The 24,118-nt window shown below is 42.6% G+C and carries 21 protein-coding genes, 1 tRNA gene and 1 pseudogene; 16 read left to right on the forward strand and 7 right to left on the reverse strand.

All coding sequences use genetic code 11. The annotated features are described in order from the left end of the window. Window positions 1-31: 31 nt before the first annotated feature. The gene (locus RMY00_RS26400; RefSeq protein WP_322650378.1) at window positions 32-940 is read right to left on the reverse strand and encodes a c-type heme family protein; all 909 of its coding nucleotides are present in this window, start codon (window positions 938-940) and stop codon (window positions 32-34) included. Window positions 941-1,228: 288 nt separating this feature from the next. Here RMY00_RS26400 and RMY00_RS26405 point away from each other — a divergent pair, with 288 nt between their 5' ends. Together RMY00_RS26405 and RMY00_RS26410 are read left to right on the forward strand one after the other, a co-directional pair. Continuing rightward, window positions 1,229-3,121: a serine/threonine-protein kinase gene (locus RMY00_RS26405; protein WP_322650379.1), complete on the forward strand. Its 1,893-nt coding sequence runs from the start codon at window positions 1,229-1,231 to the stop codon at window positions 3,119-3,121. A gap of 176 nt (window positions 3,122-3,297) precedes the next feature. After that, complete coding sequence (locus RMY00_RS26410; protein WP_322650380.1) at window positions 3,298-4,191, forward strand: SDH family Clp fold serine proteinase; 894 nt, start codon at window positions 3,298-3,300, stop codon at window positions 4,189-4,191. A gap of 29 nt (window positions 4,192-4,220) precedes the next feature. Here RMY00_RS26410 and RMY00_RS26415 read toward each other — a convergent pair whose 3' ends face one another. Next, window positions 4,221-4,934 (reverse strand): peptidoglycan-binding protein, encoded by a 714-nt coding sequence (locus RMY00_RS26415; RefSeq protein ID WP_322650381.1) that lies wholly within the window; start codon window positions 4,932-4,934, stop codon window positions 4,221-4,223. Between the two features lie 428 nt (window positions 4,935-5,362). Here RMY00_RS26415 and RMY00_RS26420 point away from each other — a divergent pair, with 428 nt between their 5' ends. The 7 genes from RMY00_RS26420 to RMY00_RS26450 all read left to right on the forward strand — a co-directional run bounded on the left by RMY00_RS26420 (window position 5,363) and on the right by RMY00_RS26450 (window position 14,171). Continuing rightward, window positions 5,363-6,781 (forward strand): hypothetical protein, encoded by a 1,419-nt coding sequence (locus RMY00_RS26420; RefSeq protein WP_322650382.1) that lies wholly within the window; start codon window positions 5,363-5,365, stop codon window positions 6,779-6,781. A gap of 271 nt (window positions 6,782-7,052) precedes the next feature. Next, entirely contained in the window at window positions 7,053-7,514 is a 462-nt protein-coding gene (gene rimP, locus RMY00_RS26425; RefSeq protein ID WP_322650383.1) for a ribosome maturation factor RimP, read from the forward strand. A 185-nt stretch (window positions 7,515-7,699) separates the two neighbouring features. After that, window positions 7,700-8,983: a transcription termination factor NusA gene (gene nusA, locus RMY00_RS26430; protein ID WP_322650384.1), complete on the forward strand. Its 1,284-nt coding sequence runs from the start codon at window positions 7,700-7,702 to the stop codon at window positions 8,981-8,983. A 148-nt stretch (window positions 8,984-9,131) separates the two neighbouring features. After that, window positions 9,132-9,401 (forward strand): YlxR family protein, encoded by a 270-nt coding sequence (locus tag RMY00_RS26435; protein WP_229482756.1) that lies wholly within the window; start codon window positions 9,132-9,134, stop codon window positions 9,399-9,401. 482 nt (window positions 9,402-9,883) lie between these two features. Then, the gene (infB, locus tag RMY00_RS26440; RefSeq protein ID WP_322650385.1) at window positions 9,884-13,042 is read left to right on the forward strand and encodes a translation initiation factor IF-2; all 3,159 of its coding nucleotides are present in this window, start codon (window positions 9,884-9,886) and stop codon (window positions 13,040-13,042) included. Window positions 13,043-13,146: 104 nt separating this feature from the next. Beyond that, on the forward strand, window positions 13,147-13,767 hold the full coding sequence (locus RMY00_RS26445; protein ID WP_322650386.1) for a low-complexity tail membrane protein: 621 nt from the start codon (window positions 13,147-13,149) through the stop codon (window positions 13,765-13,767). Between the two features lie 206 nt (window positions 13,768-13,973). Then, window positions 13,974-14,171 (forward strand): hypothetical protein, encoded by a 198-nt coding sequence (locus RMY00_RS26450; protein ID WP_012412012.1) that lies wholly within the window; start codon window positions 13,974-13,976, stop codon window positions 14,169-14,171. Here RMY00_RS26450 and RMY00_RS26455 read toward each other — a convergent pair. Then, complete coding sequence (locus RMY00_RS26455) at window positions 14,168-14,704, reverse strand: alpha/beta hydrolase (RefSeq protein ID WP_322650387.1); 537 nt, start codon at window positions 14,702-14,704, stop codon at window positions 14,168-14,170. The two genes, RMY00_RS26450 and RMY00_RS26455, sit on opposite strands and share 4 nt — an antisense overlap. Before the next feature lie 471 nt (window positions 14,705-15,175). On the opposite strand from RMY00_RS26455, the gene RMY00_RS26460 reads away from it, so the two are divergent. Next, window positions 15,176-16,870, forward strand: coding sequence for a DUF1565 domain-containing protein (locus tag RMY00_RS26460; RefSeq protein WP_322650388.1), 1,695 nt, complete (start codon window positions 15,176-15,178; stop codon window positions 16,868-16,870). Window positions 16,871-17,304: 434 nt separating this feature from the next. Here the strand turns inward: RMY00_RS26460 and RMY00_RS26465 are convergent, their stop codons facing one another. Further along, complete coding sequence (locus RMY00_RS26465; RefSeq protein ID WP_322650389.1) at window positions 17,305-17,598, reverse strand: DUF3493 domain-containing protein; 294 nt, start codon at window positions 17,596-17,598, stop codon at window positions 17,305-17,307. 33 nt (window positions 17,599-17,631) lie between these two features. Between RMY00_RS26465 and RMY00_RS26470 the strand changes: the two genes are divergently transcribed. Next, a tRNA-Thr gene (locus RMY00_RS26470) sits at window positions 17,632-17,703 on the forward strand. A 261-nt stretch (window positions 17,704-17,964) separates the two neighbouring features. Here RMY00_RS26470 and RMY00_RS26475 read toward each other — a convergent pair. Continuing rightward, the gene (locus RMY00_RS26475; protein WP_322650390.1) at window positions 17,965-18,402 is read right to left on the reverse strand and encodes a hypothetical protein; all 438 of its coding nucleotides are present in this window, start codon (window positions 18,400-18,402) and stop codon (window positions 17,965-17,967) included. Window positions 18,403-18,854: 452 nt separating this feature from the next. Between RMY00_RS26475 and RMY00_RS26480 the strand changes: the two genes are divergently transcribed. The 4 genes from RMY00_RS26480 to RMY00_RS26495 all read left to right on the forward strand — a co-directional run bounded on the left by RMY00_RS26480 (window position 18,855) and on the right by RMY00_RS26495 (window position 20,136). Further along, window positions 18,855-19,085 (forward strand): hypothetical protein, encoded by a 231-nt coding sequence (locus RMY00_RS26480; protein WP_322650391.1) that lies wholly within the window; start codon window positions 18,855-18,857, stop codon window positions 19,083-19,085. Further along, window positions 19,082-19,483 (forward strand): type II toxin-antitoxin system tRNA(fMet)-specific endonuclease VapC, encoded by a 402-nt coding sequence (vapC, locus tag RMY00_RS26485; protein WP_322650392.1) that lies wholly within the window; start codon window positions 19,082-19,084, stop codon window positions 19,481-19,483. Before RMY00_RS26480 ends, vapC begins: the two co-directional genes overlap by 4 nt. Before the next feature lie 109 nt (window positions 19,484-19,592). Beyond that, window positions 19,593-20,021, forward strand: a complete 429-nt coding sequence (locus RMY00_RS26490; protein WP_322650393.1) for a DUF433 domain-containing protein — start codon at window positions 19,593-19,595, stop codon at window positions 20,019-20,021. After that, window positions 20,014-20,136, forward strand: coding sequence for a hypothetical protein (locus RMY00_RS26495; RefSeq protein WP_322650394.1), 123 nt, complete (start codon window positions 20,014-20,016; stop codon window positions 20,134-20,136). The genes RMY00_RS26490 and RMY00_RS26495 overlap by 8 nt, the downstream gene beginning before the upstream one ends. 207 nt (window positions 20,137-20,343) lie before the next feature. On the opposite strand, the gene RMY00_RS26500 is transcribed toward RMY00_RS26495, so the two are convergent. Beyond that, window positions 20,344-20,685, reverse strand: a complete 342-nt coding sequence (locus RMY00_RS26500; RefSeq protein WP_322650395.1) for a type II toxin-antitoxin system PemK/MazF family toxin — start codon at window positions 20,683-20,685, stop codon at window positions 20,344-20,346. Next, on the reverse strand, window positions 20,672-20,941 hold the full coding sequence (locus RMY00_RS26505; protein WP_322650396.1) for a DUF2281 domain-containing protein: 270 nt from the start codon (window positions 20,939-20,941) through the stop codon (window positions 20,672-20,674). The genes RMY00_RS26500 and RMY00_RS26505 overlap by 14 nt, the downstream gene beginning before the upstream one ends. A gap of 328 nt (window positions 20,942-21,269) precedes the next feature. Between RMY00_RS26505 and RMY00_RS26510 the strand changes: the two are divergent. Then, a pseudogene (locus tag RMY00_RS26510) lies at window positions 21,270-24,118 on the forward strand (tetratricopeptide repeat protein); the annotation flags it as partial.

Genomic DNA, 24,118 nt, shown 5'->3' on the forward strand with positions numbered 1-24,118 from the left:
TCCGCAGGAGCGTCACAAATTACGGATTATTCTAGTCCCCTATACCTCCCTGAGTGCGTTTGATTCTTTTCATTGCCATTTCTAAACTTAACTGCATCCGTTTAAAGGCTTTAGCTAAATTACCAATTTCATCATTAGACATTTGCTCGAATTCAACATCCATGTGTCCAGTACTAACTTCTTCGGCAATGCGAGTCATGCGTTTGAGAGGCATCACAACTTGTCGATTCAAGAAATAGTTTACTAACAGGATAGTAGCTATAAAAATAGTTGATACAATTAAAATAATCAGTAAGGAAGACTGATGGGCTTTGTTGATGACGTTATTTGCTGGTACTGTAATAATCTGAGCGCCGACAATTTCATTCAGCTTCCACCCAAATCCATTAGCTGTACCATAAAGATTAATCATACTTGGAGGTGCAGCTTCGGGTACACTATGACAGACTAAACAACTTTGTTCAGTAATTGGTAACGGACGAGCAATATAAAAGATATCTCCACCAGGAATTGAGCGAAATCCACTCACTTCTTTTAGGTCTGATTTATTTCTGAACCTTTCTACAATTTCCGTCTCAAAACCGTCAGCCTTATCCCGAAGATTTGTCGGATTGAGAGTTGCTTCTTTGTAAAAGAAATCACGGTAATCTGGTGTTTTCCGTAAAATCTCAAATACCTCCCGTGCTGAGTATGCAGGTACACTTTGCGGCAAAAACTCAGTTGCCAATTTATCAGCTAGTTCTGGATTAACTTGAGTATTGGTATATTTACGAATAGAACTCATGGTTTGCATGAGCATAAGACCTGTTGAGCTAATATCTTGTTTAGCATTCTCCCTAAGCAGAGAAGAAAGAGCAAATCCACTCAAGCTTAGACCGAATGTCAGAATTATCAGTAGGAGAATTGTAAACTTTTGTTTCAGCTTCAGATTCTTTAGCATAATTTTACATTACCTACAAGTCAAATTATTATGACCAAATATCGCTAAAGTCATCGTTTACTTTAGCATGAACAATTAAATAAAATTTTGGTGTAAAAGTATAGTTTAGCTAAAACTATTAGGGTATACCCAACTCTATATTAGTGATTATTGAGGTTAATGAAAATGTTGTCTAAGTAAGTAATGCAAAAAGCTACAACAGCAAAACAAAATTGAATTTCCAAAAATTCGTGTTGGCTGTTCTGATACCGTGCCAAAATAAATACCAGGAATTGTCAAATATTACTAATGGTGTGGAATGCAGGAAAGTCTTTATTCGGTGGACGGTACATTATTGAAAGCCAACTAGGTGAAGGCGGAATTGGCATTACTTATCTTGCCAGAAATCAACGGAATCAACTGCGAGTGATTAAAACTCTCAAAGAAGAAATCCTAAATCACCCCGCCTGGATACTCCACCGAAACAAGTTACGGCAAGACTTCCGTGATGAAGCAGTACGGCTGGCTGTGTGTCACCATCCTCATATAGTACAGATAGAAACCATCTTTGATGAGGGAAATTTGCCCTGCATGGTGATGGATTATATCGAAGGCGAAGACTTAGGACAGCGCCTAAGACGGATGGGAGTGCTATCAGAAGCAGAAGCGCTACTATACATCAGGCAAATTGGCGACGCTTTGACGATAATTCACTCCAAAGGGCTACTGCATCGGGATCTCAAACCACGTAATATTATGATCCGCATTGATAAATCAGAAGCAGTACTGATAGATTTTGGCATCGCTAGAGAATTTATTCCCAATATGATCCAAAGGCATACAGTCTATCGTACTCCTGGTTTTGCCCCACCTGAGCAGTATGAATCAGAAGCGCCACGAGGAGAATACATTGATATATACGCCTTAGCTGCTACTTTGTATAATTTGCTTACCGCAGTTATACCGACGAGTGCAGATGATAGACGTCACAATGTTAATTTAGAACCACCACAATATTTTAATCCTAAAATCAGCGACAAAGTTAATCAGGCTATTATGTGCGGCATGGATTTGGAGTCAACATATCGTCCCCAGTCTGTGCAGGAGTGGTTAGATTTATTGGGTTCTGATACTGGTGGCGATAAAATACCACCAATATCATCTAACTTGGTGATAATGCCTAGACTTAAACCACCTCCACCTGTTGTATTAGATCAACAGAAGTGGCAATGTGTACAGACCCTCAAAGGTCATTCTAGTATGGTTCATGCGATCGCCATTAGCTCAGACGGGCAATTTATTGCTAGCGGTAGTAATGACCATACTATTAAACTTTGGCAACTAGGTACTGGTAAGCTAGTGCGTCAACTAGGTCGTTGGTCTTCTGGTCATTCCAGTATGGTTCATTCCGTCGCCTTTAGCCCAATCTCTTCAAAGCTTTCTTATCAAAAGGAGTCAGGCAAATCTGCGCCAGTTGCAGACCTGAACTCGGAAATCTTAGCTAGCGGTAGTTGGGATAACACCATCAAATTGTGGGATGTCAACACAGGCAAAGAAATTCGTACTCTCACTGGTCATACTAATTGGGTGAATTCCGTTGCCTTTAGTCCTGATGGTAAATTTCTGGCTAGTGGCAGTGTTGACTGCACAATTAAACTGTGGCAAGTACATACAGGCATAGAAATCCAAACTCTTATAGGTCATTCTGACTCAGTTTCGTCAGTTGCCTATTCTCCAACAACGCCTGCAACGAATAGCAAGGATAGACAGCTTGTAGCTAGTGCCAGTACTGATTACACCATTAAATTATGGCAAGTATACACAGGCAGAAACATTTGCACATTATTAGGCCATTCCTTCTTTATTAACTGTATCGCCTTCAGTAAGGATGGGGAAATTATCGCCAGTGGCAGTGGTGACAACACAATTAAACTGTGGGATGTAAATACAGGCAGAGAAATTCGGACTCTCATTGGTCATTCTGATTCAGTTTGGTCAGTTGCCTTTAGCCATGATGGTCAATTTTTCGCTAGTGGCAGTTGGGATAAGACTATCAAACTGTGGCACGTACACAGTGGCAAAGAAATCAGCACACTTATAGGGCATTCCAGCTATGTTCGATGCGTCGCCTTTAGTCCCGATGGTCAAATCCTAGTTAGCGGTGGTGATGACGATACTATCAAGATTTGGCGACGGGGATAAGAAATAATTCGTAATTCATAATGACGCTCCTACGTCGCTACCGCTACGCTAACGTAATTCGTAATTTTTTTGTCTAGTGTAGTTCGATAGTTTTAAATCTACAGATAGAAATGCGATCGCCCAAAAATTGTCACAATAATGACGGCAACCGTTATTTTTGAGCAAAAATTAATATTATGGGCTTTGGTATTGGTGATTTATTCTGGATTTTCCTGCTTCTGACTTCTTTGCAACCCCTTTGGCAAAAACGTCAAATAGAATATCGCCGCTTGCGTGCTTTACAACAATTCCAGCAGGAACGTAAAAGTCGGGTAATTTTGCTCATTCATCGTCAAGAGTCTATTAGCTTCCTGGGAATTCCATTATCTCGCTATATTACTATCGAAGACTCAGAACAAATATTGCGAGCAATTCGCCTCACACCCCCAGATGTGCCAATTGACTTAATTTTGCACACTCCCGGAGGTTTGGTTTTAGCTACTGAACAAATCGCCAGAGCATTAATTCGCCACCAAGCAAAAGTTACAGTCTTTGTACCTCACTATGCTATGAGTGGCGGTACCATGCTTGCCCTTGCCTCTGATGAAATTATTATGGATGCTAACGCTGTCTTAGGGCCAGTTGATCCCCAATTGGGTAACTACCCAGCAGCAAGTATCCTAAAAGTAGTTGAAGATAAACCCATCAGTGAGATTGATGACCAAACTTTAATTATGGCCGACCTCTCACGCAAAGCAATTGGGCAGGTACAGAGGTTTGTACGGACTCTGCTAAAAGATAGTATACCTAAACAAAAAGTTCTACCAGAAAATATCGAATCGATTATCGAAGCCTTGACAACCGGCCGCGTCACCCACGACTATCCCATCACTATAGAAGAAGCAACAGAAATGGGGCTGCCCGTAACTGTCGGACTGCCCCATTCTATTTATGATCTCATGGATTTGTACCCACAGCCACAAGGAGGCCGACCCAGCGTCCAGTACATTCCTATGCCTTACAATGACCCCCGTCCAATTCTACCTATACCCAAGGGCAGACCCTTAGAAGAACCAAATCAAATGATTTAAGGAGGTTTGGGGTAGGAGTTTTCTGGCGATTAGGGTGTAGTCGTTGGTGTAGCTGTTGGTGTAGCTGTTGGTGTAGCTGTTGGTGTAGCCGTTGGTGTAGCCGTTGGTGTAGCTGTTGGTGTAGCTGTTGGTGTAGCTGTTGGTGTAGCTGTTGGTGTAGCTGTTGGTGTAGCCGTCGGTCTAGCGGTTGGTCTAGCCGTCGGTCTAGCGGTTGGTTTAGCTGTTGGTTTAGCTGTTGGTGTAGCTGTCGGTGTAGCTGTTGGCTGACTGATAACTGTCTTTGCTTCTTCATTCAGCTTTTGGCGGAGTGCTAAATTAGCAATTCCAGTTTCTTGCAACTGATATTTCTTCTGATACTCCTTCACTACTTCTTCCGTGCGGGAACCATAAAAATGATCTCGTGGCAGGGGAGGATTTGGCTTTACCACTGCATTCAAATTTGTGTGCAAAATCTGAACGATGTTAGCAGCAAATTGTTGGGTTTTTGGCCCTGCTATTCCATCAACTGGTTTTAGCTTATAACCCGTCTGAAATTCACGAATAGCCTTTTTAGTTTGGTCATCCGTCAAAGGGCCATTTGCTAACTTGACGTTATAGCCTAACCCTCGCAACACAGCACGGAATTGCTGGGGGGTATAGCTACGTTGAGAGGCTGCAAAACCTGTATCTGCAATTACGACACTAGCAGTTAACAGGCAAGTAACAGCAAAGTTCACGCTTGATTTTCCAAACCCACACCACATACTTAAAACTCCTTTGAGTTAAATCAGCAGGATTATAAATGTTAACAGCTGCATTTTAAGTTTGTTTAATAACTTTTTTTGCAATTTTTTAATGTTTTTTGAATAATTCGTGATTTATTTTGTCAATTTTGACTTGTTATACAAAAACTAATTTGTGTCATCCATCAAAAGAAGTATCTTGTATTAGCAGAGATACAGCATCATTTAAATCGAATCCACCCATTGAACACTAAATTACAGTAGTGCATACATCTGTCACTTGTGTCAAGCTAGAGCGAGGGTAATTGGAGATGCTGCCTGAACAAAGCGGGTTTTGACCTTCGTTCAAAATTCATTCTGTTAGCGGATAGCTAAGAGCTGACTTCTGTTTCGATAAATGAAAGAGCTTATATTCTAAATACCCAAAAATGTATAATATATGACAAAAAATGAAAAATATAAAATCTTCTAAGCGGCGAAATCTTTGGTTTGAAAGAATTATGGCAATTACTGCCACCGTAAATCTAGGTTTAGTTTTGTTTAATTTAAGTTACGTACCTTGGCGAGATTTCTACTTGCGAAAACTTCCCCAAATTATTCAGATTTATGACCCAATAAAAGGTATTGAACCCCATCGAGATACAAAAAGTTATCTAGAAGCAGTAGACGCATTAGAAGAACAAGTCAGGCAAACAGGGTTAGAGTCTTCTCAGGTAAATAGCAGGCTAATACAAATAAGTCGTCTTAGTAGCGAGATGATTGACAGTAACCCGTTTGCGGGAGTCAATAAGAGTGGGACTCTGGAAAAAATCAAAAAGCGGATGCGATCGCACATTGGTAATGAATCTGCAAAACAGTCCTTTGCCACTTTTTGGAGTCAGCCTTACTTATCACAAAATGGCTGGGTTAAAGAAATTAATTTTTTTAACGAGAGCATCCGTCCTTTGATTGCTTCCAACTACTTCCGCCAAATCGGTGAAAATGGCGAATTTGTTGATAATTTCTGGATTATTGACTTCCCCTTTGTGATTTTATTTGGCGTAGAATTGCTGGGGCGCACTTTCTTAATTAGACGCCGACATCCTGGCCTAAGCTGGGTTGAAGCAGTATTATGGCGTTGGTACGACCTATTTTTAATACTGCCATTTTGGCGGTGGTTGCGAATTTTACCTGTAGTAATCCGCCTCGATCAAGCACGGTTATTAAATTTACATCCAGTGCGAAAGCAAATTCATCAAGGGATTGTTGCTAATTTTGCCGAAGAACTCACAGAAGTTGTAGTGGTGAGAGTAATTAATCAGGTTCAGGGTTCAATTCAGAAGGGTGAGTTAACGCGCTGGCTATTGCAACAAGAAAATTTACGTCCCTACATAGATATTAATAATGTAAATGAGGTAGAAGCGATCGCAGGTCTTTTAGTAAAGACAATTGTCTACCAAGTGTTACCCGAAATCCAACCTGCGATCGTAGCCATTTTGCGCCACAACATCGAAACCGTCTTCCATCAAATCCCCGTTTACCGAGACCTCCAGAACCTCCCTGGCGTGGGACAAGCCCAAACCCAGTTAAGCGAACAACTGGCAACTCAAATCACAACTAATCTTTACAAAACGTTAGTTAGTGCTGTTGAAGACCCTGTGGGCGCAAAACTCACCAGTCAGCTAGTAGAAACCTTTAGCAAAGTTTTAGGATCTCAAATAAAGGAAAAACACGTACTTTCAGAAATTCAGAGTTTACTTTTTGACTTCTTAGAGGAAATCAAAATCAACTACGTCCAGCGTTTGTCCCAAGAAGACATAGACCAAATTATCGAGCAAACCAGACAATTACGAACACAAGTATCAGTTCCAGCAATAGTGAAAAGATGAGGCAGGGAGCAGGGGAAGCAGAGGAGGCAGGGGAGCAGAGGGGACAAGAGGACAAGGTGACAAAAGTTTAGAACTTCCAATAAATCTTTTCCCTTGTCCTCAAATCCTCTTTCCAATGCCTAATGACTAATGACCAATGACCAATGACTATTCAATAAATGCGCTAAACTACGAATTAGGCGAATCATAATTGATTCGTCACAAGACTTCTTGGAAGATATACCTATCGCAGGAAGTGGGTCAGTGCCCACTTTTTTTATTGAATTTTCTCATGGTTCATCCTTTAGTTCCACAAATTATTGATTTGGCGACACCAGTAGCAGAAGAACTGGGATTGGAAGTGGTTGGCGTGGTTTTTCATACTAACCAAAGTCCACCAGTTTTGCGGGTAGACATTCGCAATCCTGAGCAAGACACCGGGTTAAATGATTGTGAAAGGATGAGCCGTGCTTTAGAAGCCTCCTTAGATACTGCCCAAATCGTTCCAGATGCATACGTCTTGGAAGTCTCTAGTCCTGGGATTTCGCGGCAACTGGTAACAGACAGGGAGTTTATTTCCTTTAAAGGATTTCCTGTCATCATCTCCACTTCGCCACCCTACGACGGACAACCAGAGTGGACTGGTCAGTTAATTCGCCGGGATGAGACAGCACTTTACTTAAACCAAAAAGGTCGTGTAGTCGAAATTCCCCGTTCCCTAATTACTAAGGTGCAGCTAGACGAGCGCCGATAAACAAGTGATTAGAGGCTAGGGACTAGGGACTAAGGGATTGGAGGAGCATAGGAGCATAGGAGCAGAGGGTAAGTTGCTGCAAGTCTTTTGCCATTGCACCCAATGCCCCATGCCCAATACCCCATGCCCAATGCCCCATGCCCAGTCCCTAGTTCCTAGTACCTAATTTTTAAAGGAGATTGCTTATGTCAATGGTTACTTTACCTGGATTAAAAGAATTAATTGAAAGTATAAGCCGCGAGCGGAATTTACCTCGTCTTGCAGTTCAATCAGCTATAAGAGAAGCACTACTCAAAGGCTACGAACGTTATCGTCGCGCCCAAAATTTAGAACGTAAACAGTTTGACGAAGATTATTTTGAGAATTTTGAAGTAGAACTCGATATTGAAGAAGAAGGATTTCGGGTTCTTTCCACCAAAACCATTGTCGAAGCAGTCAATAACACAGACCACCAGATTTCCCTAGATGAAGTTCAACAAGTAGCTCCCGAAGCGCAGTTAGGGGACTCTGTGGTGCTAGATGTGACCCCCGACCAAGGAGAGTTTGGTCGGATGGCAGCGATGCAAACCAAGCAGGTACTAGCGCAAAAATTACGGGATCAACAACGCCAAATGGTGCAAGAAGAGTTCCAAGATTTAGAAGGAACTGTTCTGCAAGCAAGAGTTTTGCGGTTTGAGCGGCAATCAGTAGTTCTGGCAGTTAGCAGTGGTTTTGGTCAGCCAGAAGTAGAAGCCGAATTACCAAAGCGGGAACAGCTGCCCAACGATAATTATCGGGCAAATGCCACCTTCAAGGTATATCTCAAAAAAGTCTCCCAAGGTCAGCAACGAGGGCCACAGTTGCTTGTGTCTCGCGCTGATGCTGGTTTGGTGGTTTATCTGTTTGCCAACGAAGTTCCAGAAATCGAAGATGAAGTGGTACGGATTGTTGCCGTAGCGAGGGAGGCAAACCCCCCTTCTCGTTATGTCGGCCCCCGGACTAAAATAGCAGTAGATACCCTTGATCGCGATGTAGACCCGGTAGGCGCTTGTATCGGAGCCAGGGGATCGCGAATTCAAGTGGTAGTTAACGAATTACGTGGTGAAAAAATAGATGTAATTCGTTGGTCGCCAGACCCAGCAACATACATCGCCAATGCCTTAAGTCCAGCACGGGTAGATGAAGTACGCCTAATGGACCCAGAATCCCGGCAAACTCACGTACTAGTGGCTGAAGACCAATTGAGTTTAGCCATAGGCAAAGAAGGACAAAATGTCCGTTTGGCAGCCCGTTTGACTGGTTGGAAAATAGACATCAAAGACAAAGCTAAGTATGACTATGCCGGAGAAGATGCTAAATTTCTGGCTGTAAGAACAAAATATCAATCAGAGGAATCAGAGGAAGACGATCTTGAATATGAGGAAGAATTCGAGGATGAAAATCAGGACGGATTAGAAGAGGATAGTTTTGATAATGACGATGATGAATAATTCATTAAATTTGTAAAGTTTTGATACTGTAGATTGTAGTCTCAGTCTCAAGGATTATTTTCTCAAAAGCTACTTGGTATCAGTAAAAAATAGTAGTAATCAACTTATTTTTACATCCAGAATGCTGGACTGAGATCACCCAGAAACGATGAAACCAAATTATCGGCGCTGTATTAGTTGCCGGAAAGTAGGCTCAAAAGATGAGTTTTGGCGGATTGTCCGCGTCTTTCCATCGGGAAAGGTACAATTAGATCAGGGCATGGGGCGTTCTGCCTATATTTGTCCGCAAACGAGTTGCCTACAAGCAGCTCAAAAAAAAAATCGACTAGGGCGATCGCTACATGCATCAGTGCCAGAAACACTGTACCAAAGCTTGTTGCAACGTCTAGCCCAGAGCAATACCCAAAACCAAATTTAATTGGAACAACTTTGTGACGTCATCATCAGAGGAATAGTGCGAAAACCGAAGTCGCGCTTTCATGACACCCTCTGTTGATCGTTAAGGTTAGTGCCAAAATAGTAAATGGGTGTAAAAGGCATTCGGCTCTCCAATAATTAAGAGGGGCGAGGCACGATTCCCAGAACAAGATGTAATCGATTGTGTTGTGGAAGGCTCAGAATCACCAAAACAAGAAACTACAAAATGGCAACCTGGTAGCGCTCAGGCGCAGTTCGGCGTCAGGGGTTCCTATAAAAATCTTTTATTTAAAAAATTTTTATGGGTGTCCCTCAACCATCATTCCTGGTGGGGATGCCATTATTAAACCGAAACATCTCTCTTTCCTGATTGGAGGCACCGGCAAAAACTGAACGGCAGTCTAAAAACAGTAATCCAAGGATGGAGATGTCGCACTCCCAGGCAACCATCCGCTAAAACTGTACATTAAAGGGGAAGAGTGGATGAACAACGGCAAAGTTAGAATCTATGAATTATCAAAGGAATTGAACTTGGATAACAAAGAGCTACTAGCAATTTGCGACCAGCTCGATATTGCGGTCAAAAGTCATAGCAGCACGATTTCAGAATCCGAGGCAGAAAGCATCCGCACGGCTGCGGAAAAACTCGCAGCGACGAATGGCTCCGCCAAAAAAGAACTACGTACAACCAGCCATAAACCAAACTCACCAACAAACGGCGGATCTGCCCGACCTGCTGCACCCCACAAACAGCAAATTTTGGAAATACGCAAACCCAAAATATTGAGAAATACTACCCCCAACGCCCCAGAGGCGTCAGTTGCTACCAATACCCAAGCTGCCTTGTCTGAAGCTAATCCTCCCTCTCCACCACGGCCTTTCGCTACACCAGTCTCACCCACCAAGCCGGCAGCACCAACTCGACCTGTGCCCCGGACTCAATCTGAGACTCAAGAGCAACCTCCTGTAACGAACTTGGAACAAACGCCAAATCAAAATCAGGCGTCGGAAAAAACAGCATCCCAAAAACCAGAAAAAATAGTTCCACCCAGACCGAAAGCGGAAAAACCAATCAAACCGCAATTAGCTGCCCCACCGCCAAGACCTGCGGCAGAAGTTGCCCAGGTGGCAGATGAGCCAGTATCTCAGGCAGACAAACCGATTCTTAAACGCGACCAACGGCAACGACCCGTCGAAGGCGATCGCGAACAAATTAAGCCTAGAGCTAAACTGCCAACTGACCAGTCTCCACCAGGTGCGCCACAAAGAACAAGTCGTCCTACCCCTGCACCCAGCAGACCAGAGCAGAGGGTCAATAGACCAGCTGCACCATCACAACTAGGAGAGGGGCAACGACCCAGGCCAGCCCGCCCTGGTGAAGCAGTAGCAGCCGCAATGCCGATCGCTACTCCACCCAGGCAGATGTCAGGAATAGCGGGCAAATCTCAAGGATTGGGTGATGAGCCAGTGGTCGCACCCGATCTCCTCGATTTGAAACGCCCAACTCCACCTCGCCCGACCAAAGGCGGCAAAAAGTGGGTAGAAGAGGAAATAATTGACGAAGTTAAAGAGAAGGCTAAAGCTGGCGTAAAAGGCAAGCGGATCAAGCCGATATTGGATGATGAGTTTGAAGAAGATTTGCTAGATGATGACGATCTAGACTCACCAGCCACCGTCCAAGTCAGCCTTTCCATTGCCCGTCCTCCGAAACCCAAAGCGACTCGACCTGTACAGATGCCAGGTACAACCCTTGCTAGCGCCCCAACCGCTAGAGGAAGTAGAAAGCCTGGTTCTAAATCTGGTTCTAGCCGTGACCATCACAATAACCGTCGCCAACAACAAGAAGCTGACACCAAGCGCGATCGTCCCGAAAAGGTCACGATCACAGGCCCCTTGACTGTGCAAGAACTGGCTGACGTTTTAGCCGTTCCTGATACAGAGATTGTGAAAATCCTGTTCCTCAAAGGCATGGCGGTGAGTATCACCCAAAATCTGGATATTCCCACAATTACCCTGGTAGGAAAAGAACTAGAAATAGAAGTCGAAACCGTCGAGCGAGAAGCAGAAGCTCGGAAAATTACAGAAATGGTCAGCGCAGAAGACCTAGATTATCTGCACCGCCGTCCGCCAGTCGTGACAATTATGGGTCACGTAGACCACGGTAAAACAACTCTACTCGACTCAATCCGCAAAACCAAAGTGGCTGCTGGCGAAGCTGGTGGGATCACTCAACACATTGGTGCATACCATGTGGATGTGGAACATGAGGGCAAACCACAGCAGATAGTCTTCCTGGATACTCCTGGTCACGAAGCCTTTACAGCAATGCGAGCCAGAGGAGCGAGGGTAACAGACATTGCCGTGTTGGTAGTAGCTGCTGATGATGGCGTCCGTCCCCAAACCATTGAAGCCATTAGCCACGCCCAAGCTGCGGGAGTGCCAATTGTTGTGGCAATCAACAAAATTGACAAAGAAGGGGCACAGCCAGAGCGTGTTAAACAAGAACTCACCCAGTATGGTCTGACCTCAGAAGACTGGGGTGGTGAGACAATCATGGTTCCGGTAAGCGCCATCAGAGGTGAAAACCTAGATACGCTCTTAGAAATGATTCTCTTAGTAGCAGAGGTTGCAGAACTATCTGCCAACCCAGATCGTACCGCTAAAGGAACTGTAATTGAAGCACATCTGGATAAAGCCAAGGGAGCAGTTGCTACCCTGCTAATTCAGAATGGCACCCTGCATGTGGGAGATATCTTAGTAGCTGGCTCGGCTTTCGGTAAAGTCCGGGCGATGGTAGATGACAGAGGCAAGAGAGTAGATATTGCTTCTCCTTCCTTTGCTGTCGAGGTACTAGGTTTAAGTGATGTGCCAGCAGCAGGCGACGAGTTCGAGGTCTTTGAGAACGAAAAAGAAGCCAGAGCGCTTGCTAGCGATCGCGCCGACAGACAACGCCTATCCCGTTTGTTACAGGGACGTGTTACCCTTACAACCTTGTCGGCTCAAGCACAAGAAGGCGAGTTGAAAGAACTCAACTTAATCTTGAAAGGAGACGTACAAGGTTCCGTAGAAGCCATTGTGGGAGCGCTCAAGCAAATCCCGCAAAACGAAGTCCAAATTCGGATGCTCTTGGCTACTGCTGGGGAAATTACCGAGACAGATATCGACTTAGCAGCTGCCAGTAACGCTGTAATTATTGGCTTCAACACCACCTTCGCTAGTGGCGCTAGACAAGCCGCCGATGAAGCAGGTGTAGATGTTCGAGAATACAACGTAATCTACAAACTCCTAGAAGATATCCAAGATGCCTTGGAAGGTCTTTTGGAACCAGAGTTGGTGGAAGAACCCTTGGGCCAAACCGAAGTGCGTGCCTTCTTCACAGTCGGTCGTGGTGCGGTTGCCGGTTGCTACGTTCAATCTGGCAAATTAGTTCGCAACTGCAAAGTCAGGGTGCGACGCGGCGGTAAGGTGATTTATGAAGGCGTCCTTGACTCCCTAAAACGGATGAAAGAAGATGCCCGTGAGGTCAACGCTGGTTATGAATGCGGTGTCGGCATCGATAAATTCCATGATTGGGTTGTAGGTGACATCATCGAAGCCTATCAGATGGTTACGAAGCGCCGCACTCTCACCTTAACGAGGTAGTGTTAGGGGTAAAATGGTTAGAAGTTAGGAGTGATAAATTAAGAGTTAGGAGATAAAGCCTGCTAATTCTTAACTCCTAACTCTTAACTCATAATTTTTTATATATGCATTCATTTCGCTCCGAACCTATTTTGTGGATTCACGTCGCAGGATTAGCGACGTTGCCTGTTTTTTTACTTCTCTGCTTATTCTTCCTGTCTGTAGGCGAGCCGTTTTTACCAGTGTGGATGGAACTATTCTTAGTTGCTGCCATTGGTATTCTCCCTTTGCTATGGATGCAGCTGCGTCGCCCTTTTTATATATTTGCTCTTTTAGGAATAGCCCTAAAGCCAGAAAATCTGACAGAACGGCAGCGAAAAATTCTCTGTTTAATTAATACAAAGGTAAATCGTATCCTGGCATTAGTAGCGGCAGTATTGTCAGTTTTTGTGCTGTGGCAGCTTTACCAAATTGCCCCATTAGTAGCAAATTCAGCTAAATTTCTTCCACAATGGCGTAGCGTTGCACTAGTGCTTGCAGGATTAGCGTTTTTGGGCAGCAATCTATTTTTACAAGTACCTGTGAGTGTAATGCGAGTTTTAGTGACTAATGACACAGAATTCGCTGGTATAGAGCCATTATCTTTAGAAAAGATTAAGCAGGATTTTACAATTTTAGGAGTACGGGTTAATCAAATCGTGCCTCGATTGTTGGAATCTTTGTTTAGGATTAATACAGATTCATAGCAGCCCGTAAAGTATATTATTTAACTTTAAAGGGCTAAATATAAATTAAGTACCAGAGGAGCAGACGAAGATGAAGAAGCAGTTCTTACTGGGGCAAGGGAGAGAATAAAAAATTACATTTTTCCCCTCTGCTCCCTACTCCCTGCCCCTCTGCCTCTTCCCAATGCCCAATTACCGTTGAAGTTAAAATAAAGGAATGAGAAACTATGGCTCAAATTCCAGCTTCTAGCGATCGCCAATTTTCTGCTGATACTGAAATTTGGTATAGCCTCAAATGTGCGATCTCCACTAGTTCCGGTTTTCAACGTTGGCAACTAGAACGCGATGCTCAATTACACGGAATTCGCTTGGAACAGCAGGTACAACGGTATTTAAGGGAAACTTTAGAAACTTTAGCTTACTAAACACCAAATAAATCTTGTAGGCTTGTTTGCAAGCGACGAAGTTGACGGTATGCACCCTGCAAGCGTTTTCCATCAACTTCGACTTCATTTGTGGGATAATTCTTAATAATTTCGATTAGCGACACCTGCTCATCTTGACTCGCAGAAAGTACCAAAGCGGCTCGCAAAGCTTGCCGATCTGCTCTGTGAGACGGTGTATAAATAACTTGACTAATTTGATCCAAAATAATATTACCAATCCGGCTATTTAGCACTCTATCTAAAAATACAAGGTTTACCTTCATCGGCTCTGTCAAATACTGACGGATGGCTTTGGGATCTTGTCGCGCCAAAGCTAAGTTAACTCGTAGTGAACTTGAAAGTTCACCTGTTTGGGCAAAGGTGGATAGCTCCTCCACTGAAAGTGATTCACGAAAGATACCATAGTTTAACACCACTCGTTCCGCAGCAAAGACAGGAGCAGACAAAAATAGAAGGCAGGTAATGCTTACTAAAAGTAAGGCGCGACGCAGCCCTAAAAATTTAAAACGCATTTATTCTCATTTGCAATAGGTTTGCTTTTCCTATGATGATATTGCAGGAACATTATTTGCAGCATCTGGCTTTAGGGAATACTAAAAAATAAATAATTCACTAGAGAGGATGAGCGCTTAACCAAGCTAGCGAGAGACTTTTTGATAGACATACGCCTCATCCCGAAAGTCCCCAGTAAACGGGCGCGAAAATCCAGTTACTATCTCCTCTTTTCTCTGACTCTGTGTTCTCTGTGCCTCTGTGGTTCGTTGTTTTACCCTTCAAAGTTGGCTTAACAGAGTACTGGTAGAATTTTCTGAATAAAAAAATATAACTAATGTATAAGTTCTGTGATCTATCTAAGGAATTTAGCTGAATCAGTGCTAATCATCCAGTATAGTTTTGCATGGGTTTTACAGCAGCTACAAGGCTGCTTGCTATCTTTAACCTTGTTCGACACACTGTAATTCAGCACATCACAGACGAAAAAAATGAAATACCGGGGTTTTCACGTTTCTCCATTGGAGATTTTTCGCCTTTTTTCTAGCAGTCATCTCAGATATACTTTACGCGTGGGAGCCGGATTAACGGCAATGCTTGTTGTCTCTAGTGGGTCAATAGTACTATCTGATGAGGTTAATGCTGATGCTACTCACCCAGAAGGTATCGCCCCAATCACAGCGCAAGCTCCTGCAACTGCCGCAGTGATTTACGTTAATCCAGCAACTGGTACAGATAGTGCTGGTGCTGGTACAACCTCAGCTGCACCCTACAAAAGCATAAGTTTCGCTCTCAGTCAAGCCCAACCAGGTGCAGTTATTCAATTAGCACCTGGGAACTATAACCAGGAAAGTGGCGAAACCTTCCCGCTCTTACTGAAACCAAGGGTGACACTGCGGGGTGATGAAGCTACTAAAGGTCAGGGGATACTGATTACAGGTGGAGGTTTCTACACTAGTCGCACCTTTGCCAGACAGGACATTACCATGCTCGCCGACCAAGATACCACGATCGCAGGTGTCACCGTCACCAACCCAAATAGCCGGGGTACGGGTGTGTGGGTGGAGTCAACTAATCCGATTATCACAAACAGTACTTTTACTAACAGTGTTAGAGAGGGTGTTTTTGTCACGGGTACAGGCAATCCCAAAATTGAAAGTAATGTCTTTGTACAAAACAAAGGCAACGGGATTTCAATTACTAGAACTGCTCAAGGAGAAATTCGGAATAACTTATTTCAGGATACTGGTTTTGGTCTAGCGATCGGTGGCACTTCCACACCCCAAATTGTGGAAAATCAAATCATCGAAAACCAGGACGGTCTTTATATTTCCGAATCAGCAAAGCCCGTATTGCGTAAGAATGTCATTCAGAACAATAAGCGGGATGGTGTAGTAGCAACTGTCAATGCTCAACCCGACCTTGGCACCAACGAAAATCCTGGTGGAAATCTTATTCGCAATAACACTCGTTATGATGTGAACAACGCCACAAAAACTAGTCAAATTGTCGCTGTTGGCAACGATATCGATCAGAAAAAGATTTTCGGCTCAGTAAATTTCGTTGCTGCAACTGTTAATGTACCCCCTGGAGGATCTGTCGCATTTAAAGATGTGCCAGCAAATTACTGGGCAAAAACCTACATCGAAGCTTTAGCCTCCCAAAATATTATTGCTGGCTTTCCTGATGGCAGCTTTAAACCCAATGATCCTGTAACCCGCGCTCAATTCGCCACTATTGTCACTAAAGCCCTAACACCACCAACCAAACGCCCAGCAATTAAATTTAAAGATGTAGCAAGCAATTTCTGGGCTAACGCTGCAATTCAATCTGCCTACCAGAGTGAATTTGTTTCTGGTTATCCCGATGGAACCTTTAAGCCACAGCAAAAAATTCCCAGAGTGCAGGCGTTAGTATCTTTAGCTAATGGTTTGGGCTTAACTGCGAGTAATAATCAGAATGTCCTTTCTTTTTACACTGATGCTGCCCAGATTCCTAATTATGCGATCGCTCCTGTTGCTGCGGCAACTGCACGGCAACTAGTCGTAAACTATCCCACAGCGAAGCAACTAAATCCTAATCGTGAAGCGACTAGAGCTGAAGTTGCTGCCTTTGTTTACCAAGCACTTGTCAATGCTGGACGTGCCCAAGCAATTCCTTCATCCTATTTGGTAACAGTTCAGTAAATGCCTAGTATCTCTGCGCGTAATTCGTAATTCGTAATTCGCAAGGATTCTAGATATTTGAAAGGGGTAGTTTATTTCCGCCGTGCTGTACTAGTTAGCAAATTGGAAGCGCCAGACTGATAATTGTTAGTCTGGCGCTTCCAAAATTGTAAGCTTTTTAATTTTAGGAGTTTTTAAACATAAAATTTGAGGCCTTTAAATATGCCTGACCCCATTTGAATGTGATTTGTTTTATGGTCAGGGTCTTTATATAGGCTGACCCCGTTTCAACAATTTCTAGTTTCTCAGAAATTGTTACTTTTTGAGATTTCCTAATAATTTTTTTATTTTTTCTTTTTTGATATTTTCATCTTCATCAAAGTATTAATAAATTTGAGGAATATAAAGATATATAAAAGGAAAGCAATAAAAAATTAACCACTAAAATTTTTCCTTCAGGAATTAGAATTTTTACCCGATTGGGTGCTTCGTTGCCGACGCTGTTCCCAGCGCCAAAGGAAGACCATTAAGGCAACTATTCCTACTTGGAGAGCTAAACTTGGCAAAGCACTCTCAAGATTGCGTCCGGCAAGCACTTGGAAGAAGAAGACGAATGCACCGAGTGAGCCAGAAGCACCGAAAGCGATGTAGAAAAATTGTCGTAAGCCACGATAAGGAGCGGCTATTTCTGCTTTGAGGCTGGCGTATTGTTCAGGGTTAAGGCGATTTTTGCGATTTTGATCTACCATAATTAAATCGTGTTATACTCTTAGATTGTGTACGCCGATGTGGCTCAGTGGTAGAGCAGCTGATTCGTAATCAGCAGGCCGTGGGTTCAAATCCCATCATCGGCTTTGATGAAAGTATTACTTAACACTAAAGTTTGACATAAATCAATTGTACAGTGACTAATTATTTGTCGTAGGTGACAGATTAACAAGCAGTGGGGTTTAAGTCTCCTGCTTCTATCAAGCAGCGCGTTTTGATCCCTAAGCTAAATCCTTGTCACAAAATGTAATTGCGTTAGCGTAGCGGGGCGTTCGCTTTTAGCGTCTCCAAGAGTTGCCCATTGCGAATTGTTTTAACACCCTACTCCGATTTTCAAGCTAGGTGGATTATTGCAGCAAAGGAGTTGTGCCATTACCGTTAGTTGACGCATTGACAATTGCAGCTTGAGTAGGTTGAGTAGTAAGAACCGCTACAACTGGAGTAACTTTTGAAGTAGATTGTTTATTTCGTTTGCGATTAGATCCGCCAGCCTTGGAATACTCTATACTGTTTCTGCCGTAAACAGTTGCAACTCCACTTAGCATTCGTTCAGACATTTCGGAGAGAGCTTTATCCATCTGGGTTACTGTTTTGCGCGATTCTTCCAGATTGGACACCAGTCTATTATTAGCTTCTACCATCGCACGGGTAGTGTTGATTAAGTGGTTGTAGGCTTCAATAGTTAACCCATGTCCCAAATCCAGATTTTCATCAATAGATTTAAGCAAGGCGAGACGAAGTTGTGCTTTGTCAACAGCAGCAGAACCACGAGTTTTTAAAGACATGAGATATCCTTTTTTAATAATTCCTTTTTCAAGATAGTGGAGTATCCTTTTGCCTGAGATGGGTAGTTTTGTGGATTTATTTAATTAAAAGTTCAACGAAATAATTACGAGGTTGCCTGTATTTTTACTCACTTTTCATATCGATTTGTTGTTTGAGAATAAATGTAATCAGCAACAGTAATCACAAAATTAATAAATTAGTACTCCGAAATAACAAATGAGTACTCCGAAATAACAAATGAGTACTCCGAAATAACAAATGAGTACTCCGAAATAACAAATGAGTACTCCGAAATAACAAATGAGTACTCCGAAATAACAAATGAGTACTCCGAAATAACAAATGAGTACTCCGAAATAACAAATGAGTTGGCGTAGCCCAAGCCAGGCATAGCTAGATTAACTTTTGACTATGAAAGTAAAATGAACTTATCCACCACCTGAGCTACATCATGATTGTCCCAGAACTCGAACAACAACTCCTTCAGCTTTCACCTGACGATAAATTGTACATTATCCAACTCCTGGCACAAAGCCTGACTACATACAAGAACAATACTCAACCTGTGCAAACAAGCAAAATATCAGAATATCCTCTACCTCAATTTTATGGATGTATCCAAGATGAAACCTTCTTCCGTCATCCCCAAGGACAACAACCAGAACGCGAACCAATCCTGTGAAATTCCTGCTCGATACTAACACCTGCATTATCTATATGCGTGGTAAAAATTCCACTTTAAAACAGAAACTAGAATCCACTGCGACTAAAGATATTGCCGTTTGCTCAATCGTCAAAGCTGAACTATTTTATGGCGCAATGAAAAGTGCCAATCCACAACGGAATCTTACTTTACAACAACAATTTTTAGCCCAATTTAGATCGCTACCCTTTGATGATTTAGCAGCAATGACATTTGGGACAATTCGCTCTCAACTAGAAGCATTAGGTACTCCCATTGGCGCGTATGACTTACAAATTGCCGCTATCGCCCTGACAAATAACTTAACCCTTGTCACCCATAACACTAGAGAATTCCAACGCATTAAAAACTTGTTGATTGAGGATTGGGAGATATAGCGATCGCCAAAATAATAACTGCGTTGGCGTAGCCCAACCCAGGCATTGCCAAAATCACAAACGATAAATTGAAACTGCTACAGGGCGATCGCTTAAAATAAAGCAAGTAATGAAAAGTCAATTCATTAAGCTTCAGCAAATGCCTTCCTACTTGGTCAATTTACCTGTTCAACTACAGCAAGAGATAGAGCAATGGGCAACTAGTCAAGGAATTTCCCTCGATCAATTTATTTTGTGGGCAGTAGCAGAAAAAGTTACCTCCCTTCGCCATCAACTGAACGACCCCTCCTTTCCCTTGATTAGCTATCGCATTGGAAGCAGTGGCAAAAAAGTTCCCGTTGTTAGTAGTACAGGAATTCGAGTGCAAACTCTAGCGATTGCTGCTCATCAGTGGGGCTGGTCTTGCGAGCAAATTGTCCAACAGTATGGTATTACTGAAGCTCAGATCAATGATGCACTGGGTTTTTACACTGCCCATCATACCGAGATTGATGAAGCGATCGCTACAGAACAAGCGATTGAAACTGCTGGTGTCTAAACTCCTGCTGCATTTAGATGCAGACACCTCCATTAAAGCATTGGATCGCTTGCTATCAGAAACTCAAGCAGAAGACTGGTCTGGGCAAATACGTTGGTTGAATCAATGGCGATGAGAATAGCGTATCAATTGAAAAACAGAACTTTGCGATCGCTAAAATAACAAATGCGATCGCCAAAATAACAAATGCGAACGCCGAAATAGCAATTGCAGCAATCACAAAATCGATAAATGCGTTGGCGTAGCCCGCCGCAGGCATCACCGAAATCACAAATGCGTTGGCGTAGCCCGCACTATTTTGTAAGATTAATCTCTGCGGCGATTACTCTATTAATTGAATTAGATATTGACTAAGATTATGTAATAGTTTTTTATGCATTTCTGTTGATATTGTGCCAATTGAACCAATTATATTGTTACGAGTAATGATAGCTAAAAAACTTAATCTAATAACAGATTGACTAACTAAACCACTGGATTGAAAATCATCATTAGGTGAAATGATTTCGTCAAAGTTAGGAATATATTGTTTTAATTGTGTACTAATTCCACATATCAAAAAGTCTTGATATTTTGGCATTTCTCTCAAAATTAGCGTAGAGCGGTTTTTTATTTCTCCATTTGCTTGAGGAATAGGAGTTAGTAGAATGTTACCTTCTTTCATAATTAGGGTTATATTCTTTAATTGATTCTATAGCATATTCTGGTTCATCTTCTGCATAACATTGATTTAAGTTATTTAAAGAGAAAGATTGCCAATTTTCTCTTTCTTCTGTATTGGTTTCTAAAACGGTTACATCTTCGACTTGTGGAAGTGTTGAAGATTTAGTGATTAAATATTCGGCATAATGTAAAAGTTCAATTTTCAGAGAATTGGGCAAATTTTCTATGATTTTCCATAGGGCTGTTTCGGTACTCATAATTACTCCTTTTGGAATTTAGAAGGATTAATATTACTTATGATTTTGATTGTAAGGTACAAGATCGGCAATCGCACTATTTTGTAGGAGTGATGTCTGCGACGAGGAAGGCGATAAGCCTAAACGGTATAGCTTCTCTACGAGAGGCTGCGCCAACGCTTACCGCAAAATCAGTATGTTGTCTGTTCACAAGTAAAAAATACTTAGCCACGAGGTTCTTTCATTATCAAAAACACATCATTTGTGATGAAATTCTACACTTTTCTGTAATTTAGGGCGTTGGTGTTGGATTTTTCTTATGATCTAGTTGCGTCTCACACCCTTACCCATGAATGAACAGCGTCAGCAAGCTTATCTCAACCTCATTCGCAGTCTGTTAGATTCTCCCAGTAGTGAAGAAGCCGAGACTTTAGCAGCAAACAAAGAATTACTTGATGCTGGCTTTGTGCAGAAGGTAGAAGAAGTAGCACAGATGTGTTCCCAACACGGGGATGAGAAGACAGCGAATTGGTTGCAAGGTTTGGCAATGCAACTAAGGGAAGCGTTGAATCTAGATAATAAAGTAGATTTGCAATCTCTCAGTGAGGAGGAGATACAGAGATATTACCAATTCTTGATGCAGGTAATACAACTAACCGCAGACAGTAGGGGTAATTCCCAGGTAGTTTACCCCTTGCTGGCAAAAAATACAGATAAACTCGACGGAGTATTAGCAGAAATATTGCGCCGTTGGGGGACAAATATACTGAGAGAAGTTCAAGCAGATGAGGCGAAATCAATCGCTGGAGATATAGAAAATTTTAGCTATCTAATTCACCAATTCCCCTTAGATAGCAAAGCCAGCAATATGGAAATTGCCATTACTGGCTATGAAGTCGCGTTAACTGTCTACACCAGAGATGCCTTGCCTTTTGATTGGGCAGCAACGCAAAATAATCTCGGACTTGCCTACAGCAATAGAATTAAAGGAGACAGGGCAGATAACATCGAAAAAGCGATCGCGGCTTATACTGCTGCTTTAACTGTCAGAACTTCTGAAGCTTTGCCTATTGATTGGGCAATGACACAAAATAATCTTGCTGCTGCCTACAACAATAGAATTAAAGGAGACAGGGCAGATAATATCGAAAAAGCGATCGCGGCTTCTACCGCTGCTTTAACTGTCAGAACCAGAGAAGCTTTGCCTATGAAATGGGCAGCAACGCAAAATAATCTCGCAATTGCCTACACGGATAGAATCAAAGGAGACAGGGCAGATAACATCGAAAAAGCGATCGCGGCTTTAACTGCTGCTTTAACTGTCTTCACTCCAGAAGCTTTGCCTATTGAATGGGCAGCAACGCAAAATAATCTCGCTGCTGCCTACACGGATAGAATTAAAGGAGACAAGGCAGATAACATCGAAAAAGCGATCGCGGCTTATACTGCTGCTTTAACTGTCAGAACTTCTGAAGCTTTGCCTATTGATTGGGCAGGTACGCAAAATAATCTCGCTGGTGTCTACATCCTGAGAATTAAAGGAGACTGGGCAGATAACATCGAAAAAGCGATCGCGGCTTTCACTGCTGCTTTAACTGTCAGAACTAGAGAAGCTTTGCCTATTGATTGGGCAATGACACAAAATAATCTCGGACTTGCCTATAAGGATAGAATTAAAGGAGACAGGGCAGATAACATTGAAAAAGCAATCGCTGCTTCTACTGCTGCTTTAACTGTCTACACCAGAGAAGCTTTGCCTATTGAATGGGCAGCAACGCAAAATAATCTCGGACTTGCTTACTATTTTAGAATCAAAGGATACAAAACAGAGAACATCGAAAATGCGATCGCTGCTTATACTGCTGCTTTAACTGTCAGAACTTCTGAAGCTTTGCCTATTGATTGGGCAGCAACGCAAAATAATCTCGGACTTGCCTACACAGATAGAATCAAAGGAGACAGGGCAGATAACATCGAAAATGCGATCGCTGCTTATACTGCTGCTTTAACTGTCATAACCAGAGAAGCTTTGCCTTTTGAATGGGCAGCAACGCAAGATAATCTCGGACTTGCCTACAGCAATAGAATTAAAGGAGACAGGGCAGATAACATCGAAAAAGCGATCGCGGCTTCTACTGCTGCTTTAACTGTCTTCACTCCAGAAGCTTTACCTATGAAATGGGCAATGACGCAAAATAATCTCGGACTTGCCTACAGCAATAGAATTAAAGGAGACAAGGCAGATAACATCGAAAAAGCGATCGCGGCTTATACTGCTGCTTTAACTGTTTTCACTCCAGAAGCTTTGCCTATTGAATGGGCTATAACGCAAAATAATCTCGCTGCTGCCTACAGCAATAGAATTAAAGGAGACAAGGCAGATAACATTGAAAAAGCGATCGCTGCTTATACTGCTGCTTTAACTGTCAGAACTTCTGAAGCTTTGCCTATGAAATGGGCAGCAACGCAAAATAATCTCGGACTTGCCTACACGGATAGAATCAAAGGAGACAGGGCAGAGAACATCGAAAATGCAATCGCGGCTTTTACTGCTGCTTTAACTGTCTACACTCCAGAAGCTTTGCCTATTGATTGGGCAATGACACAAAATAATCTCGCTGGTGCCTACAGGGAGAGAATTAAAGGAGACAAGGCAGATAACATTGAAAAAGCGATCGCTGCTTATACTGCTGCTTTAACTGTCAGAACTTCTGAAGCTTTGCCTATTGATTGGGCAGCAACGCAAAATAATCTCGGACTTGCCTACACAGATAGAATCAAAGGAGACAGGGCAGATAACATCGAAAATGCGATCGCTGCTTTAGCTGCTGCTTTAACTGTCACAACCAGAGAAGCTTTGCCTTTTGAATGGGCTATGACGCAAAATAATCTTGCTGCTGCCTACAAAAATAGAATTAAAGGAGACAGGGCAGATAATATCGAAAAAGCGATCGCGGCTTTTACTGCTGCTTTAACTGTCAGAACTAGAGAAGCTTTACCTCAACATTGGGCAGCAACGCAAAATAATCTCGCTGGTGTCTACATCCTGAGAATTAAAGGAGACTGGGCAGATAACATCGAAATTGCGATCACGGCTTTTACTGCTGCTTTAACTGTCATAACCAGAGAAGCTTTGCCTATGAAATGGGCAATAACGCAAAATAATCTCGCAAATGCCTACAACAATAGAATTAAAGG

This window comes from Nostoc sp. ChiVER01, from assembly GCF_034531155.1.
Classification (GTDB): Bacteria; Cyanobacteriota; Cyanobacteriia; order Cyanobacteriales; family Nostocaceae; genus Nostoc.